Annotated in this window: 11 protein-coding genes and 1 tRNA gene; 2 read left to right on the forward strand and 10 right to left on the reverse strand. The window is 57.5% G+C overall.

The window, feature by feature from the left end:
• Positions 1-7 precede the first annotated feature (7 nt).
• The 9 genes from EI77_RS14325 to EI77_RS14365 all read right to left on the reverse strand — a co-directional run bounded on the left by EI77_RS14325 (position 8) and on the right by EI77_RS14365 (position 11,379).
• Positions 8-1,099, reverse strand: a complete 1,092-nt coding sequence (locus EI77_RS14325) for a hypothetical protein (RefSeq protein ID WP_133795977.1) — start codon at positions 1,097-1,099, stop codon at positions 8-10.
• Positions 1,100-1,182: 83 nt separating this feature from the next.
• Entirely contained in the window at positions 1,183-2,016 is an 834-nt protein-coding gene (locus EI77_RS14330) for a superoxide dismutase (RefSeq protein ID WP_133795978.1), read from the reverse strand.
• A gap of 88 nt (positions 2,017-2,104) precedes the next feature.
• The gene (locus tag EI77_RS14335; RefSeq protein WP_133795979.1) at positions 2,105-3,421 is read right to left on the reverse strand and encodes an APC family permease; all 1,317 of its coding nucleotides are present in this window, start codon (positions 3,419-3,421) and stop codon (positions 2,105-2,107) included.
• 210 nt (positions 3,422-3,631) lie between these two features.
• Positions 3,632-3,716, reverse strand: a tRNA-Leu gene (locus EI77_RS14340).
• 102 nt (positions 3,717-3,818) lie between these two features.
• A complete protein-coding gene (locus EI77_RS14345; RefSeq protein ID WP_133795980.1) occupies positions 3,819-4,709 on the reverse strand; it encodes a hypothetical protein in 891 nt (296 codons plus the stop codon).
• A gap of 6 nt (positions 4,710-4,715) precedes the next feature.
• A complete protein-coding gene (locus EI77_RS14350; RefSeq protein WP_133795981.1) occupies positions 4,716-5,489 on the reverse strand; it encodes a dienelactone hydrolase family protein in 774 nt (257 codons plus the stop codon).
• Between the two features lie 23 nt (positions 5,490-5,512).
• The gene (locus tag EI77_RS14355; protein ID WP_133795982.1) at positions 5,513-7,792 is read right to left on the reverse strand and encodes an FdhF/YdeP family oxidoreductase; all 2,280 of its coding nucleotides are present in this window, start codon (positions 7,790-7,792) and stop codon (positions 5,513-5,515) included.
• A gap of 602 nt (positions 7,793-8,394) precedes the next feature.
• Positions 8,395-10,074, reverse strand: coding sequence for a sulfatase family protein (locus EI77_RS14360; RefSeq protein WP_133795983.1), 1,680 nt, complete (start codon positions 10,072-10,074; stop codon positions 8,395-8,397).
• A gap of 621 nt (positions 10,075-10,695) precedes the next feature.
• Positions 10,696-11,379 carry a hypothetical protein gene (locus EI77_RS14365; protein ID WP_133795984.1) on the reverse strand — a complete coding sequence of 228 codons (684 nt, stop codon included), beginning with the start codon at positions 11,377-11,379 and terminating at the stop codon, positions 10,696-10,698.
• 337 nt (positions 11,380-11,716) lie between these two features.
• On the opposite strand from EI77_RS14365, the gene EI77_RS14370 reads away from it, so the two are divergent.
• Positions 11,717-13,339: an excinuclease ABC subunit UvrC gene (locus tag EI77_RS14370; protein ID WP_243838862.1), complete on the forward strand. Its 1,623-nt coding sequence runs from the start codon at positions 11,717-11,719 to the stop codon at positions 13,337-13,339.
• Positions 13,340-13,525: 186 nt separating this feature from the next.
• Here EI77_RS14370 and EI77_RS14375 read toward each other — a convergent pair whose 3' ends face one another.
• Positions 13,526-15,763: an AMP-binding protein gene (locus EI77_RS14375; RefSeq protein ID WP_133795985.1), complete on the reverse strand. Its 2,238-nt coding sequence runs from the start codon at positions 15,761-15,763 to the stop codon at positions 13,526-13,528.
• 206 nt (positions 15,764-15,969) lie between these two features.
• Between EI77_RS14375 and EI77_RS14380 the strand changes: the two genes are divergently transcribed.
• Positions 15,970-17,679: a bifunctional alpha/beta hydrolase/class I SAM-dependent methyltransferase gene (locus EI77_RS14380; protein WP_133795986.1), complete on the forward strand. Its 1,710-nt coding sequence runs from the start codon at positions 15,970-15,972 to the stop codon at positions 17,677-17,679.
• Positions 17,680-17,690: the final 11 nt, after the last annotated feature.

Consider the following 17,690-nt stretch of genomic DNA (forward strand, 5'->3'; position numbering starts at 1 on the left):
TGTATTTTTACTCCTCTACTGCCTGCGCCCGAGGTGCTGAGCGGAAACTGGTCCCAATGATCAGCGATGAAATCCCTGGCTTCCACTGGTAGCCGACGCCGAAAGGCAGATCACCAGACACCGCCGTCTTGAAGGCCATGTCTAGATCCGTCTGAAAGTGCTGTTGAAATAGCTCAATGGGGCCAGGGTAGTTGCCATACAGGCTGATCATCCATTGATCGGCAGAAAAGTACTTCAGCGGGATGCCGCTGTCGTCCTGGATAAGGTTGCGAGTATTGGACAGCAGGAAATTGCGCACACTGCTGAATTCCTCCATGTGCATCAGGTAGGAAGCGGCTTTGACGAAAGCATTGCCCTGGCCTTGTTTCTTGCAGAATTCGACGAACCCTGCATTGCTCTTGATTCCCCAATTGGAAAGATCTGTCGTGAAGTAATAGAGAGTCTGAGTGCGACCGGTATTCCCAATGAAGGTAATCTTCACCCCCGGTGTTTTCGATTTGCCCGCAGTCAGTTCTCCTGAATCACTGACCTTCACCAGTTCGGCATCCACGATTCGGCACCCAGCCCGGGCCAGGAATACATAAAGCACGGGTATTGTTCCGCTTAGCTGTGTCTGGCTCAGGTCATTCTTCATATCGGCAGTGATGAAGAAGCTGAAGCTCAGGATCGCATTCAATGCGGTGCGTAGATTACCCAGCGCACTGTGTAACGCACCCGGGCTTAGCGAAGCCACATCGGGCAGCGTACCCACAGGTTCGCGTCCGCATAGGATATAGGTACTGGCATTGGGAAAGAAGGCATTCGCATACAGAAAGTCCGGACCGCTGAAGGTATAAAAAAGCGGGCTAGGATCTTCATAAATGTAGTTTAGCGTCGTCGGCATCCAGGTCCGGATGCGTGAAAGCTGGCGCTCCTCAAGGTCCAGCCAGGCCCGATGAAATGAAGATGCATGATTCTGCCAGGAGGGCTCTCTGGCGAGAGGCTCAAGCTCAGTGGCATCCACGGAAAGTCCGGCCAGAAAACGCGCCTGATGGTCTGGCGGTGCCGCAGCATGGACGGTGGTCGAAAGGCACAGCAAACACAGGAGAAGATTTTTCATGCGGCAGGTGAGGTGTGGGCGATGCCTATACAGCAGCAGCCCAGCCAGACTTGCGAGAATTACCAAATGTTCAAGTCTCCATCTCAGGCTTTGCCTCGCACTATGGTATAGGCCCGGCTCACAAAATCCCAGTTTACCACCTTCCACCACGCATCAATATACTGCTCCCGGTCATCCTGATACTGCTCATAGTAGCTGTGTTCCCACAGATCCAGGGCCAGGATAGGTCGGCCAGATTCATGCCAGGGAATGTGGCTCTTCATCATCGGATTGTCTTCATTCGACGTAGTGGTCACTACCAGGCAGCCATCCTGTCGATGCACCAGCCATGCCCATCCTGGCTCCGTATGCTGCATCGCCGCCTCTTTAAACACGTGGCGAAATGATTTCACACTGCCAAAATCCTCCTGAATAGCTCGCGCTACCGCAGATTGCGGCCCCGTCGGCCCAGCACCTGCCGGACATAAAAAACGCCAGAAAGCCGTATGATTGATGTGTCCGCCCCCGGCACTGCGGATCATCTGCACTGAACTTTGAGACAACGTCTGCGGTGGCTGAAAAGACCGCCCCTGACTGACGAGTTGCCCTAACGGCATCCGCGAATCAGACCGCTGCGGTTGCACCACCTGGTCCATTCCGGGCATCAGGGAAACAACGTTACCCACGGTCATCCCTTCGGCATCCAGGGTGTTGCGCAGGTCACTCACATACCGGGCATGATGTTCCTCAAAATGCTGGCGCAGCATGCTCGCTTTCATGAATGGCTCCAGGGCCTCAAAAGGGAAGTTCAGTGGCTCCTGGCGCATCGGCACGCCCAGTGGGGCGTCACTGACCTCAGAATCCGCCCAGAGCGGCCCGACAAGCGCTGCCGCCGCCGAACTGAGAAATCCTCGCCTACTAATGCGCAAATATTGCATGGTTGTGACAATACCCGAAAGCTAAAAAACCTGGCAATCAGAAACATCCTTACCATTTGGCAATGTTCAGAATCTGTCCGTGGAATAGTCAGACGGCTTCTTTATTCGCCTTGGGTGACGCCCAATAGATAAGCAGACCCACCAGCATGGTGCCCAGACCCGCTAATGATTCGACCGGCCTTTGCTGCCAGACGAATACCAGCATCCAGAGGCTGATGCCGAGAAAGATCAGCGGGGTGAGCGGATACCCCCAGCAGCGTATAGGACGCGGGAGATTCGGTTGCCGCCAGCGCAGGATCATCATGCCTAGGACAGTGGCAAAGGAGCATAGCTGAATGCTGAACTGAACATAGTTCAGCACGGATTCAAAGCTGGCTGTCAGCAGCAGCGCCAAGACGATGAGCAATTGAAACAGCAGCGCCACGACAGGCACTCCGCGTCCCGACTTCATGGCAAAAGGCTTCAGCAGCACCAGATCCTGCCCCATGGCCATGGTCACTCGTGGACCGACCCAGGTCATCGCACTGATGCTGGAGACCAGCCCCAGGCAGATGAGCCCGGACATCAGATTCCCACCCAGTTTACCAAAGATGAAATCCGCCGCCACATGCCCCACCTCGTTCTTGCCCTCAAGCTCGCTTATCGGGGCGGCGTATAGGAAGACGGCGTTCAATGCCACATAGAGAACAGTCACGAGTCCGGTGCCCAAGGCAATGGCCCGGGGCACATTCCGCGCAGGATCGCGGATCTCCCCAATGATATACGTGGCTGCATTCCAGCCCGCATAGGAATACATGACGTAAACGAGGCTGATGGCAAAGGCTTGGCTGCTGATCAATGCACCGTCTCCCTCGACAGGGGCAAAGGATACCGGCTGACCATCCGCCAGCACTGCTCCGGCGATGATGAATACCAGGATGAGCGCCACCTTACCCCAGGTGGCCAAGTTTTGGAACCGGGCCGCTACCTGTATACCAAACATGTGCACGATGGTTACTGCGACCGATACCCCCAGAGACAGATGCATGGCCGAGACTCCTGGAAAGATACCCGTATAATACTTCCCGAAGGCCATGGCGGCCAAGGCGATCGGCGCGGCGAACCCTACGGTGGCGGAAAGCCAGCCTGCCACAAAGCCTGCAGCTGGATGATAGATGCGGGATAGGAAATGGTATTCCCCGCCGGACCTCGGCAGGGCTGCGGCCAGCTCGCCATAAGCCAGTGCACCGCAGAAGGCACAGAGCCCGCCGACCGCCCATAGCACCACAATGGTAAAGCCTGAGGGTAAACCTCCGACCTGGTAGCCAAGGCTGGTGAATACCCCGGTTCCGATCATGTTCGCCACCACAACGGCGGTCGCGGTCAGCAGGGATACGCCAGTGCGTGAGGAGGGAGCTTCATTCATGGGAGTCTTGGATAGAAGGGATCGCCACAGCCGCAGCTTATACGATGCTAGCTTGATGAGGGTTATGTCATGAGATGCCTATACGCAAGCGGTCCAAACATACGTTCAAGTTACTCACGCAGGAGCCATACCGATCTGACAAAAACCTTGCCCGATGAGCCGGGAGAAGTAGAACGATCTTGAAACCGTAACTCTTTGATTTTCAAAGAGTGGTGCTCGGGAAGGGACTCGAACCCTTAAGCCTTTCGGCACAAGATCCTTAGTCTTGCGCGTATACCAATTCCGCCACCCGAGCAGGGCCGCTGATTTGCAGGGCGTGAAGTATATCCGGGTGAGGATAGATGCAAGGAATGTTTTACTTTTTCAGCAAAAAAAACGCTGCTTTCGAAGTCATTCCTTATTCTTCCCAAGGCAGATGCCAGGCTTTGATCCATTGCACCTTTTGCTTCTTGAAGCCGAGTTTTAACAGCCGCTCCTCCATGTCGGGGAGGTGGGCAGCACCGTAAAAGATGGCCAGTCGCTTTTTACCAGCCTGGATCTCGCTCTGCATGACGCCAAGGGCGTGGCGGTTGCGCTCGCCAATGATGGTGGTGCCGCCGTTGGTCTCCATGCCGGCGATGAGGGATTCCATGCTGTCGAACTCCTGGCCGACGAGACGCTTGAGGTCCATGGAGGGATCCTCCTGGCGCATGATCATGAGAAGCTCCAGCATATTCGGCTGGGGGCGGTCGCGGACCTGGGCGTTCTGCGCCTGGATGGCTTTCATCCAGAGGGTGATGAAGGTTTCCTGTTTGGTTTCTTGGGCTTCGAAAAAACCTTCCACGCTCATATCGGCATGGACAAAATTAGCGGCTTTATAATCGATGCCGCGAAGCTGGCTTTCCAGTTTCAGGGTCTTGCGCATTGTCTCCTGGACTTGGCCCAGCCATTGCAGCTTTTCATTGCCGTCGCCGGGTTTGAGTTCTTCGCGCTGCTCCATGGGACGGCCGACGAGTTCGTAGAGCACGGCGTCATAGGTTTTGAAACGAGCGTTGAGCTCATCAAAATAGGCTTTATCCGCGATGTGGACGGCTCCTACTAGGTCCACGATGACACCTGTGGGGGAGGTATAGGTGACGATGGATGTCTGGAGCGAATCACTCTCGTCATCTTCGACGTATCGCAGGAAATCTGTGGCCTCCGGTGCAGGTGGCACCGGGGGCACAGGAGGTGGGGATGGCTCTGCGCTGAAGGCCAGCGCAGTGGCCGTCACTGCGAACATGAAGGGGAGGGAACGCAGTGGATTCATGAGAGTTTATTCGGTGAAGATGCGGCCAAAGAAGGCTTTCATTTCCTCCCAGGAGGCTTTGTCGGCGGCCTCATTGTAGGCGGCTCCTTTGGAATTGTCATTGCCAGCACCTTTCTGGGTGAAGGCATGCACAGCACCTGGGTATTCGACGAGTTTATAGTCCACGCCGGAGTCCTTCATTTCTTCCTGGAAGGCCGCCATGTCCTTGGGGGCGACAAAGGGATCATCAGCACCATGGAGGACGAGCACCTTGGCCTTTATCTTCTTGCCATCGGCCGGGGTAGGGGAATCCAGGCTACCGTGGAAGCTGACGATGCCTTTGATCGGAGCACCGCTGCGGCCAAGCTCGATGGCGGCCAGTCCGCCGAAGCAATAACCGATGCAGGCGACTTTCGTCGGGTTGGTGCGGCTGTCTTTGTTCAGTACTTTGAGTCCGGCTTTCACGCGTTCACGCAGCAGGGCGCGGTCGGTTTTATACTTGCCAGCCTCTTTACCGGATTCGGGCGGCATGGGGCGGATACCTTTGCCATAAACGTCTGCGACGAATACGTTGTAACCGAGTTCGGCCAGCATCCGTGCGCTATTCTTTTCATGGTCACTGATGCCCGTCCACTGGTGGACGATGAGCACCGAGGGGCGCTTGCCTTCGATCTCGTCATCATACGCATGCCAGCCTTCGCAGAGGACGTCACCCACTTTGTATTCGACAGATTTTTCAACAATGGAGGCTCCAGCGAAACTGGTGACCAGGGAGAAGAGGGCAAACAAAGCGCGTTTCATAAAGGGGGGGCTTAATGGGTATATTAGGCGGAAGGTTGGATGGTGACCAGTACACTCTTTGAGGTGGGCGTCAGGCTGACGTCCGCAAAGCTGCCGATCGGTACTAAAACGTTAGCCTCAGGAAAATAGGCCGCACAATTCCCTGGAGGCTGATCATAAGGCACGGCGAGGAAACGAGGGGCATGGCGGGTTTCGCCTTGGAAGTGGCTGGTGATGTCCACCGGCTCCAGAGGGCCGATGTTGCGATCCTTCATATCCTGGGGGTTCATGAAGATGATGCGACGCTCATTGCCAATGCCTCGATAGCGGTCATCCAGTCCGTAAATGGTGGTATTGAACTGATCGTGGCTGCGGAAGGTCTGGAGGATGAGCTGTCCAGGGCCGGGCACAAGGACCTGCAAAGGGTGGGTATGGATCTCGGCCTTGCCAGTGCTGGTTTTCCAGATGCGCTGACGGGCGGTATTGGGCAGGTAAAAACCACCGGGTTCACGGACGCGACCATTGAAGTCTTCGAAGCCAGGGACGACGCGCTCGATGAGATCTCGAATGCTGTCGTAGTTTTCGACCAAGGCAGCCCAGTCTACTTTCGAGCGTGCGCCCAGCGTGGCTTCAGCGGTGCGGGCGACAATCATGGGCTCGCTCAGCAGGTGTGGGGAGGCGGGTTCCAGGTGACCGTGGGAGGCATGGACGACGCTCATGCTGTTTTCCACCGTGCAGAACTGGGTGAGGTCGCCACGCTGCTCCCATTCACTGCGGCCCAGGCAGGGGAGGATCAAGCCGATGCGACCCGTAACGACGTGGCTGCGGTTGAGCTTGGTGCAAATATGGACCGTGAGATTGCAGCGGCGCAGGGCTTCGCCAGTGTATTCGGTATCCGGGGTGGCCTGGAGGAAATTGCCGCCGAGGGCATAGAATACTTTGCCCCGGCCTTCATGCATGGCGCGGATGGCGGCGACGGTATCCCAGCCATGATGGCGGGGGACTTTGAACTGGAACTCGCGCTCCAGATTGTCCATGAACCATTCAGGCATCTTTTCAAAAATGCCCATGGTGCGATCTCCTTGGACGTTGCTATGGCCGCGCACGGGGCAGAGGCCTGCACTCTCACGGCCAATAGCTCCGAGCATTAGATGAATGTTAGTGATCTCCTGGATGGTGGCCACGGCATTTTTGTGCTGGGTCAGGCCCATGGCCCAGCAGGTGATCAGCTTGCGCTGGCCGCTGGCACATTGACGGGCGACCATCTGCATGACGTCCCGCTGGATGCCGGAGAGCTTTTCCAGCTCGCTCCAATCCTGGGCTTTGAGGTGATCCCGATAAGTGTCAAAACCGACGACGTGCTCTTGGATGAATGTTGTGTCCAGTGTGTCATCTTCGACCAGGGTTTTGGCGATGCCTTTGAGCAGGGCCTGGTCGCCATTCAGATTCACCTGGAGGAAGTGCTTCGCCAGCGGTGTGGACATGCCGAGCACGCCCTTTACCTGCTGAGGGTGCATGAATCCGGTAAGGCCGGCTTCCTTCATGGGATTGACGGCGATGATGGTGGATCCATTTTCGACGGCGCGCTGCAGGCTGCTGAGCATGCGCGGGTGATTGGTCCCAGGATTCTGGCCGATGATGAGGATGGTCTCCGCCGTCTCCAGGTCCTTGAGGGTGACGGTGCCTTTGCCCACGCCGACGCTCTGGTTCAATGCAGCCCCGCTGGATTCGTGGCACATGTTGGAGCAGTCCGGCAGGTTGTTGGTGCCGAAGTGGCGGACAAAAAGCTGGTATAAAAAGGCAGCTTCGTTGGTGGCACGGCCCGAGGTATAAAACACCGCCTCATCCGGGGAGGCGAGGGCGTTCAGCTCTTTGGCGATGAGATCGAAAGCATCGTCCCAGGCGATCTCCTCATAATGAGTGGCTCCTTCTTTTAGCACCATCGGCTGGGTGATGCGCCCGGCCCGGTCCATCTCATAATCGCTCCATTCAGAAAGCTCGGCCACGCTGTTGTCAGCGAAGAATTGCGGCGTGACGCGGCTCTTGGTCGTTTCGGAGGCGATAGCCTTGGCCCCGTTCTCGCAAAATTCAAATGCGCTGCGGTGGTCCTCCGGGTCCGGCCAGGCGCAGCTCGGGCAATCGAATCCGCCATTCTGGTTCAGCTTCAGCATGGCGGAGGTGCCGCGCAGCAGACCGCTGCTGCCATAAACATGCTTCAGGGAATTGGCCACGGCGGGCACGCCTGCGGCGGAATGCTTGGACTTGCCGACTTGAATGCCGGTGAGTTTCTCCGGCGGCTGGGCGGAAATGGTGGAGGCTGACATGGTTGGAAAAAAGTTGATGGGGAACCGCCGCTTCCGGCTATTCAGATACAGGTGGGACGCCCGTGCTCCATGCTAGAGTTTATGACTGATGATCGCGGATTTGTCCATCAAACTGGATCATGGGGAAATGGGGAACGTTTTTCATTTTTTCCCCATTTGGGGATTTTGTTCGCTAAGGTATTGATGGCGAACGCTTTCTGATGGGGATGATGTTCCCCATGCGATCCCCACCATTCCCAATGGCCTCCCCATTGGGGAAAAGGCCTGGCTGGAAGGGGGACGAATGTGGACGCGGACATGGCAAGAACCGGCGGGGAAGAGGTTGGCTGGCCCGGCAGGTTCTTGGTATTATCGCGGAAAGCCCAGAGCGATGCAAGACGGCAGATGGGGAGTTGGTCGAGGCGCTGGCGTTTTGGAGCATTTCGAACTCTTGTGAGCCCCGGGGCAGAACCTAGGTCGGAGAATGCCATGCCCACCTCGCACGTATCCCAATTCAAGAGTTTGCTAGAGCGTGTTATGAACTTTTGAGAAGAAAGAGCTGAGCATCAAGTCGTGAAGGTAAGCTGCGTTCGCCTGCCTGTCCGACTCAGAGATGCGGCACTTCAAAGGGGGCGAGGATCCGGTGCTTGTCGCTTCTTCCTCCTTGGCTTGCCTTCAGGCGAGGGAGATTTCGCAGGGTAGGGTATCCCGAACTCTCCAAAGGGCTGCTGCAGAGGTTCCATCAACTGTTTGAGCTTGGACTTCATGTCGGCTAGCACCGTGGCGTTCTCGGGACTGGAGGCCACGTTCTTCGTGTCCTGCGGCGCATTGCTCTGGGAGATGAGAAACAACTGATCCGCATCGAACTGAAACGGGAAGTCATCAATCGATTTCATGTAGTTGTTTCCCTGCGTATGCCAGCGCCACGAATTACGCGCAAAGTTCCATTGCTCCGGAGTGAGCGTCTTTTTGAACCGCAGAAAGAAGGTTGTCGCCTTCTGGTTGATGCGTGGAAAGTCGCCAGTGCGCTCCACTTCATCAATTTTGGCCTGCACGTCGGGTGGATATCGCAGGGCCACATACTTCCACTGATCCGAGACGACTCCACGCGTATGGCCATTCTCCAAAAGAAGCGCTTCCCGCCACGGTGCAGACGAATCTTTGAGCACCGGAAGCACGCTGCGGCCGTCCAGCAGCATGTCCGTGGGCGGTTGGATGCCGCACGCATCCAGAATCGTGGGAACGAAGTCGGTGTTCGCTACGATGCGATCACACACCAGTCCCGGCTTGATTCCCTGGGGCCACATCATGAGCAAGGGGACCCGGGCGCCACCTTCATACAGCGTTTCTTTGCCGCGCTGGTTGTTGTCCGAGTAGACGATGATCAGGGTGTTATCCAGAATCTTGAGCTCCTCCAGGCGGTTGACGACAGCGCCGATGCCGCTGTCGAGCCAGTGCATGCCAAACTGCTGGGCTGTGGTGGCGCCGGCGGCCTTCGCTTCCGCATGTAGGGCGGCGCGTGAAGGCATGGGAACCTGGGGTGCCTCTGGCAGCAATCCCCCCTCTGTCACGCGGCCCATTTTCGCATAGTCCTCCAGGAGAAGGTTCGGGTTGATCGGAAGATGCAGCAACCTGGGGGCCATGTAGAGGAAGAACGGCTTGTCCTTATGCTCGCCTATGAAGTTCAGGGCACCAAGCACGTCAGCCTCCATGTTGTGATTGGCACCCTCGAAGTCGATGCCGCGAAACTGGGAGCTGCGAAAGTCCGCCGCATTGAAGACGTAGTCAAATTTGAGATTCTGAATGCGGCCTACGAGCCAATCCTGCCGTGTCTTCAGCCAGGCACCGGCCTCATCGCTGAACACGCTGGCTTCCTTGCCTGAATAGCGCGGATATTTTTCGTGCTCCAGGTGAAACTTGCCGACAAATCCCGTGGCATAGCCAGCGCCATGCATGACGTTGGGCAGATTCGGAAGGTTCTTTTCCACTTCAATGTTCCATCCGCCCTCGCCATCCTCCGTCTCGCCGCCGGCTACATTTCGGGACCGGGAGGCATAGCGTCCGGTGAGGCAGGTGTATCGGCTCGGCACGCACAGCGGCGTTGTGGCATAGGCACGCTTGAAAAGGACGCCGCGCTCGGCCATGCGGTCCATATTTGGGGTGAGCCCATTTCCGCCATAGCATTTTCCCATGTATGCGAAATCCACGTTGTCGATCACGATGAAGACGACGTTCGGACTGGGGGCGACACCGAATACCTGCACCGCAATGAACAGAAAAAGGCAAAGGAGCTTACATGTCATAGGTCGGACCCCAAGAACGTGAGGAACTTTCAGATCATGCAGGAGTCTACGACAAAATGATTTGGTGCCTTTACGGCCAGTGATGGTGGACGTTCGGGACAGCCGGCACGTGCTTTGCTATGCGCAAGGGAAGTCGCCGTGGTGCAAGTTATGCGTTCCACCTTCTCTCCGGTGAGATGATCGTGCTTTTACACGAACGAGGATTTGTCGCGGCTGCGCCGCCTGATTTTTTAGATGCGGACAGGAGTGTCCGCGCTCCTCTCGTTGATGTTGATTCGGCGGTGCTGAGAGAAATCGAGGTGCTGGTCGGTCAATAGATGGCCAGCTGTGAGATGGACGTTTGGCGAGGTTCCGGTGTGGTTGAAGTGGGCTGTGGATGTTTGCGAGGTGGCAGATGGATTTTCCGCGGGACGCGCGCGCTCCATGGGGGAGGCGGGCGGGAGTGGCCACCGTACTTTTCGGACCATCTTGCAGGGAGACGTTCCATTTTGGATCCTTCCTTTCTATCAACGCTGTGCCTGATCCACGATCCAAACCTGACCTGATGGCGAAGCTGCGCGACGTGCCCCACACGCAGGGGGTGTATGTGAGGCGCGACCGGCTATACTGGCCATCCCAGGCTCACAGCCCTTCCCAGAGCCTGATGTCGTCTATCTGGCAGGTGCCGAGGTCGAGGCCTTTGAAGTCGATCTGGTGTTGGCTGGTCATGTCAATGGAGGGGCTTTGGAAGAGGTGTTTCTTGCCGTCGATCTTGAGGAGGAGGCTGCCTTTTTTTAGTTCGATAGCGATGTCCACCCATTGGTTAAGGGGCAGGTGAGGGGCGGTGACCTCCTGTTTTTCGACGTCTTTTTTGAGGGTGAGAGTGGTCTTTTTATCGCCGAAGAGGAGGGTGTGGATATGATGGCCGACATCGACCAGGGGATAACGTGGATGGTAGGCATCGCCGTTGTAGCGCAGGCGCAGGGTGCAGATGAGGTTTTCGGGCACTTGCTTGAGCCAAATGACGGGCTTGAACCCGGCGTGGGCTTTGTCGCCTTTGGCGATCATCTGGTCCTGGAATTCCTTGGTGGATGGGCTGCCAGTAAGGATGCCGTCCTTGACCTCCCAGGTGCTGTGTTGGCGTATTTCCCAGAAGTCGGTGTTGAGGGGGCCGTCAAAGCTGTCCTGATAGATGAGTTTGGCGGATTTGAAGAGTTCGGGCTTGTAGTCGGCGAGGGGTTTTTCGGCTGCTGGAAGGCGGGGATTGGACAGCAGGGTGAGCAGGACGAAGGGGAGGATGAGCGGGCGTGAGGCGGGATTTTTCATGGGAGGAATGGGTGGGAACGTGGGGTTTGGACAGGTCTTGCGGAGTACAGTATTCATCACTCTCCGAGTGATGCGGGGGAAAGTCGGACGCGGCGCAGCGCGTCCCTACCAGGAGGGGAAGGCGGATGTGGTGTAGCGCGTGCCTACCTAGCAGGGGGAAAGTCGGACACGGCGCAGCGCGTCCCTACCAGGGAGGGGAAATCAGATGTGGTGTAGCGCGTGCCTACCTAGCGGGGGAAAAGTCGGACGCGCGTCCCTACCAGTCCTTACCAGTGCATGCATCTTGCGGGGGGGAGGGAAACGTTCCATTTTGAAGACGTTTCCACCCAACCTCCCTGTGCCTGATCCACGATCCAAACCTGACCTGATGGCGAAGCTGCGTGATGTGCCGCATACGCCGGGGGTGTATGTGATGAGGGACCGGCTGAACAGTGTAATCTATGTGGGGAAGGCGCGGGATCTGCGGAAGCGGCTATCGAATTATTTTACTCCGGCGAGGTCGAAACTGGTGGACCGGAAGACGCGGGCGCTGATTGCGAGCATTTGGGATTTTGACATCCATGAGGTGCGCAATGAGCCGGAATCGCTGCTGCTGGAGGGGAAGCTGATCAAGGAATTTCGGCCGAAGTACAACATCAGCTTTCGCGATGATAAACGCTTCCTGATGGTGCGGGTGAACCTGCAGGATGAGTTTCCGAAGTTTACGCTGACGCGGATGAAAAGGGAGGATGGGGCGCGGTACTTTGGGCCGTTTGCGCATTCCGGTGCGCTGCGGACGACGCTGAACTGGCTGAACAAGAAATTTGGCCTGCGGGTGTGCAAGCCGATCCGCCCGGATGAGCTGACGTATAAACATTGCTCCAATGACATCATCAAGAATTGCTCGGCACCGTGCATCGGGCGGGTGAGCATCGAGGAATACCGGCAGCGGATGGAGCAGGCGTGCTCATTCCTGGACGGGAAGGGGACGAAGGATCTGGTGGCGCTGCTGGAGGAGGAGATGCAGAAGGCGGCGATGAAGCTGGACTTTGAGAAGGCGGCGGAACTGCGGGACATGGTGGAGGATCTGCGGAAGACGCTGAGCCCGACGCGGAGCTTCCAGCGGGGCAGCCGGATCCGGGTGATGTCCACGCTGGACCCGATGGCGGATGTGAAGGAACTGCAGGAGGCGCTGGGGCTGGGGAAACCGCCGCTGGTGATGGAGTGCTTTGACATTGCGAACATCGGCACGGCGCACTGTGTGGCGAGCATGGTGCGGTTTAAGGACGGGGTGCCGGATAATTCGAACTACCGGCGGTATCGCATCCGGGCGGTGACGGGGCAGAATGATTTCATCAGCATGGCGGAGGTGATCCGGCGGCGGTTTTCTCGCATCCTGCTGGAGGGGCGCGAGGTGATGGGGGCGGAGGAGGCGGACTATTCCCAGGAGAACCCGCTGGAGATGATGCGGCGACTGGAACAGGTGGTGGAGGTGGAGCCGCTGCCGGAAAAGCTGGAGGGAAAGAAGACGAAGTTTATCCGGCTGCCGGATCTGGTCATCGTGGACGGTGGCAAGGGGCAGCTGGGCATGGCGATGAAGGAACTGCAACGGCTGGGGCTATCCGATCTGCCGATCATCGGGCTGGCAAAGGAGCGAGAGGAGATCTACCGGCCGAATGAGCCGGACCCGCTGGTGCTGCCGCATGAGATGGGGGCGCTGAAGCTGCTGCAGCGGATCCGCGATGAGGCGCACCGCTGGGCGAACGGGTATCACCAACTTTTGTTAGGCAAGCGGGTGGAGGAAAGCCTGCTGGATGACTGCCCCGGGGTGAGCCAGGCGCGCAAGGCGACGCTGCTGAAGAAATTTGGGTCGGTCTCGCGCCTGCGGAAGGCGTCGGCTGAGGAGATCGCGAAGGTGCCGGGGATCAGTGTGACGCTGGCGGAGACGATTGTGGACTTTTTGAAGTCGAGGGAGGGGTGAGGGGAGTCAGGGAGGAGGGTGAAAAGATTCCGGGTAAAAATATTTCAGACTGATTTTTTGATGGGCCAGAGAGGGATGGCAAAAAGATGGTCGGTAAAAGATGGGAAACATTTTTTCACCCTGAATCTTTTTACCAGAGTTCTGGCAGGTGGACCTTATGTGGGGACGGTTTCCCGCGCTCCAGGGCTAAGAGCCGTCTTTGGCGATTTTTTCGCAGCTTTGGACGTCGAGTTTGCCGGAGGAGAGGATGGGGATATCGGCGACGCGGATCATCTTTTTGGGGATCCAGAGGGGGGGGAGGCCTTTTTCGAGGAGGCGGTAGCGGAGGTCGAGGATTTCCTGGTGCTCGGGGCCGCCGGGGATGGCGGTGAGGAGGATGAGGGCCTCGCCACGCTCAACATCGGGGACGCCGATGACGGCGATTTTGCGGACGGTTTCGTTTTCCAAGCCCATGGCTTTGACGAGGGCTTCCTCGACGGTTTCGTGGGGGACCATTTCGCCGCCGATTTTGGAGAAGCGGCTGAGGCGGCCTTCGATGTAAAGGAAGCCATCCATGTCCACGCGGCCGATATCGCCGGTGCGGAACCAGCCGTTTTCATCGATGACTTCGGCGGTGCGTTTGGGGTCTTTGAGGTAGCCTTCGAAAACGTTGGTGCCTTTGAACCAGATCATGCCGCTGGTGTGGAGGGACTGGGGCTCGTTGGTCTCTGGATGGGTGATGCGGATGGCGAGGCCGGGAATAAGCTGGCCGACGCTGCCGGGGCGGTGGCTGGGGAGCCAGACGTGGCCGCTGCCTTCATTGCCAAGGGGGACGGGGTCTGGAAGGTTGACGTTAGAGACGGGGGAGGTCTCGGTGAGTCCGTATCCTTCGAACACTTTTTTATCGAAGCGTTGCTCAAAGGCGGAGGAGACGGTGGTGGGCAGTTTTTCTGCACCGGTGACGACCATTTTAAGGGAGGTCAGGGATTCGCGATTCACGCCGCGCAGATACCCACGGAGGAAGGTGGGCGTGGCGATCATGAGGGTGACGCGATGTTTTTCGATGAGTTCACCGAGCTTTTTGGTTTCCAGGGGGCTGGGGTAGGTGACGAGGTTCAGGCCGCTGATGAGGGGATACCAGAGGGTGACGGTGCTGCCGAAACTGTGGAAAAGGGGGAGGCTGCCGAGGATGCTGTCGGTGGAGTTCATGGCCAGGCGGCTGCTGAACTGCATGACATTGGCCATGACATTGCGGTGGGTGAGGGCGACGCCTTTGGGATTGCCGGCGCTGCCGCTGGTAAAAAGGAGGACGGCTTCTTCCTGCCCGCCTTTTTTAGGCACGCCAAGAACGCTGGCGAGGATGGATGCAGGGAGGATCTTGCTAAGGCCGAGCCAGAGGGCGATCTTGCTTTTGAGGCGAGGGAGAATGCGCTCGATGAGGATGAGCTGCTTCATGGCGGGCCAGGGGAAGGCCTGCATCTTGCGCACGAAGATATCTGCCGTGATGAAGCGGTCCAGTTCGGCCGTTTTCATGGCAAATTCGATGGCGGTGCGACCTGCGGTGAAGTTCAGGTTCACCGGAATTTTGCCCGCTAAGAGGACGGCGACGTTAGCGATGAGGCCACCCAGACCCGGAGGCAGGATGATGCCGACGCGCTTTTTAGTGGTTTCCTCTTTGATGATCTTGGAGAGAGCGATGGCGACGGCGAGGACCTTGTCGTAACCGAGGACTTTGTCGTCTTTTCCATCCACGACCTGGTGCTTGCTGCCGTGACGCTTGAGGCCCTGGAGCACGGCATAGGCCAAATGCATGCTGAGTGCGGGATGCTGGGAGAAGGCTTTTTCCGCCAGGACGAAGAGGGATTCCTGATAGGCGGGCAGGGTGGCATCATCCCCGTGAATGAGGGGGCCCAAGGCCATGACGACGGCGGAATCGCTATAGCGGCCTTCGATGGCCAGGGCGATGTCTCCACTGCGCTGGACGTAGAGGGGGATGAGGGGGCAGGCGGCCTTGAGGATGAACTCCAACTTGGAACCGGGGACGGTGGTGAGCGGTGAAGAGGCTGCGGCGGCGAGGGCGGGAAGGTAGATGATGACCGCGTTTTTTTCGATCTCTGCGATGAGCGTTTTGCGGAATTCAACAGCATCGCCGAGGTCGGTGGTGATGATGTGTTTAGGGACGGGGGGCGGTGGCGGTGGGCCGTCTTTTTGGGTAGGCTCCGGGACGGGGGGCTCCTGCTCAAGGTAGGCTTTGATCTGCGGAGGCAGAGCCGCGCCTTTCTCCATGAGGTAAACGATGGACTGGCCAGAAAGCAAAGTTTCCAACCGGGCCAGATCCAGGAAGCTGAGCTGGCTGGGAAGGATGAGGTAACCGCCTTTGGAAGGCAGGTTTTCCTGGCCCAAGAGAGTCAGGTTTTTGAGGGAGACTGGCTTATCCGTGGGCATGGCGGGAGTGAGGGAAGAAATGTAAGGAGAGAGTAAGCAATGATCCAAGCGCTTTTCCAGCGGGAAAAGGATCATCCTTGATGCCAAATGGAACGATGATCCGTCTGAAAGCAGATTTTCGCATGCAAGGGAGACTGCGAAACGCCCTCTGAGCAAACCTTTAATCCATCCTTGCCATGCCAGCAAATCCTACTCCATCTTTATCCATGACTACGCATACCTTTCCCTCCCACGATGGGGCCGAGTTGTTTTACCGGGCGTGGTTACCCTATTATCAGGCGAAGCAGGCAATCGTGATCATGCATCGCGGGCATGAACATTCCGGGCGGATGCTGGAGCTGGCAAAGGCGCTGGAGATGCCTGAGACGGCCATGTTTGCCTGGGACCAGCGGGGGCATGGGGAATCACCAGGGCCGCGTGGTGGGGCCGAAAACCTGGGGGTGGTGATCCGGGATGTGGAGGAATTTTTTCAACACATCGAGAAGACGTATGCCATCGCCAGGGAAAACATCGTGTTGGTGGCTCACAGTGTGGGCGCGGTGGTGGCTGCGGCCTGGGTGCATGATTATGCGCCACGGCTACGCGGACTGGTATTGGCCACGCCTGCTTTTCGTGTAAAACTGTATGTGCCCATGGCGGTGCCGATGCTGAGAGCCAAGGAGAAGCTGATGCCGGGAGGCGTGGTGAAAAGTTACGTGAAATCGCGGGTGCTGACTCATGATCCTGCCCAGCAGCGGGCCTATGATGAGGATAAGGCGATCTTCAAGGAGATCTCCGTGAACATCCTGCTGGATCTCTTCGATACGGCGGAGCGCGTGGTGAAAGATGCGGCGGCGATCCGGGTACCGACGCTGGTTTTTAGTGCCAGCCAGGACTGGGTGGTACATAGCGGACCGCAGCGTGAGTTTTTTGAGCGGCTGGGGGCGTCGGATAAAGAATTCCATACCTTGTATGGCTTTTACCATGCCATTTTTCACGAGGCGCAGAGGGAGGTGGTCTTTAACCGGGTGCGGGCTTTTGCCCAGCGGCTTTTTACAACACCTCCGGTCAAACCTGGACTGCTGCTGGATGCTGACCAGCGGGGGCATACACGCACCGAGCGGGATGAACTGGCGGCCTCGCGGGATTGCATGTCATCGCGTGTGACGCGGCTTGTGTTTGGAACGCTTGGACGGCTGAGCAAGGGCATCGCACTGGGCTGGGATGCGGGTTTTGATTCAGGCCGTACACTGGACTATGTGTATAAAAACAAACCTTCCGGGAAGCTCGGGGTGGGTTGGCTGATGGATAAATCTTACCTGGACAGTCCGGGATGGACGGGTATCCGCTGGCGGGGACAAATGCTGCAACGGGTGCTGGCGGATGTGCTGGCGCAGGCCGGGGAAAAGCCGCATCTGGTGGACATCGCCTGTGGCGGCGGACGCTATATTTTACAGACGCTGCATGATCATCCAGAACTGGAGGTGACGGCAACGCTTCGCGACTATCAGCAGCCGAATCTGGATACGGCGAAGACCACGGCGGAGCAGCTCGGCCTAACGGATAGTGTAAATTTTATGCAGGCGGATGCATTTGACCGCTCCTCCCTGGCGACGCTGAACCCGCCACCGACGGTGGCGGTGGTCTCCGGGCTATATGAACTCTTTAATGCGAATGCTCCCGTGCTGGAATCGCTGAAGGGACTGGCGGATGCGATGGCACCGGGGACACGGCTGGTCTATACCAACCAGCCTTGGCATCCTCAATTAAAGTTTATTGCGCATGTGCTGACGAACCGGGAAGGGCAGCCCTGGATCATGCGCCGACGTACGCAAGAGGAAATGGACGACCTGGTCAGAGCAGCCGGTTTTGTCAAGGAGCGGCAGGAGACGGATCCCGCTGGTATCTTTACCATCAGTGTGGCCCGGAAACTGTAACCCTGAACTCC

Source organism: Prosthecobacter fusiformis, assembly GCF_004364345.1.
Classification (GTDB): Bacteria; Verrucomicrobiota; Verrucomicrobiia; order Verrucomicrobiales; family Verrucomicrobiaceae; genus Prosthecobacter; species Prosthecobacter fusiformis.

What these genes read in the sequence shown, in the direction of transcription:
- EI77_RS14325 (WP_133795977.1), bottom strand. Translation starts at nt 1,099, where the DNA reads ATGAAAAATCTTCTCCTGTGTTTGCTGTGCCTTTCGACCACCGTCCAT.
- EI77_RS14330 (WP_133795978.1), bottom strand. Translation starts at nt 2,016, where the DNA reads ATGCAATATTTGCGCATTAGTAGGCGAGGATTTCTCAGTTCGGCGGCG.
- EI77_RS14335 (WP_133795979.1), bottom strand. Translation starts at nt 3,421, where the DNA reads ATGAATGAAGCTCCCTCCTCACGCACTGGCGTATCCCTGCTGACCGCG.
- EI77_RS14345 (WP_133795980.1), bottom strand. Translation starts at nt 4,709, where the DNA reads ATGAATCCACTGCGTTCCCTCCCCTTCATGTTCGCAGTGACGGCCACT.
- EI77_RS14350 (WP_133795981.1), bottom strand. Translation starts at nt 5,489, where the DNA reads ATGAAACGCGCTTTGTTTGCCCTCTTCTCCCTGGTCACCAGTTTCGCT.
- EI77_RS14355 (WP_133795982.1), bottom strand. Translation starts at nt 7,792, where the DNA reads ATGTCAGCCTCCACCATTTCCGCCCAGCCGCCGGAGAAACTCACCGGC.
- EI77_RS14360 (WP_133795983.1), bottom strand. Translation starts at nt 10,074, where the DNA reads ATGACATGTAAGCTCCTTTGCCTTTTTCTGTTCATTGCGGTGCAGGTA.
- EI77_RS14365 (WP_133795984.1), bottom strand. Translation starts at nt 11,379, where the DNA reads ATGAAAAATCCCGCCTCACGCCCGCTCATCCTCCCCTTCGTCCTGCTC.
- EI77_RS14375 (WP_133795985.1), bottom strand. Translation starts at nt 15,763, where the DNA reads ATGCCCACGGATAAGCCAGTCTCCCTCAAAAACCTGACTCTCTTGGGC.
- EI77_RS14380 (WP_133795986.1), top strand. Translation starts at nt 15,970, where the DNA reads ATGACTACGCATACCTTTCCCTCCCACGATGGGGCCGAGTTGTTTTAC.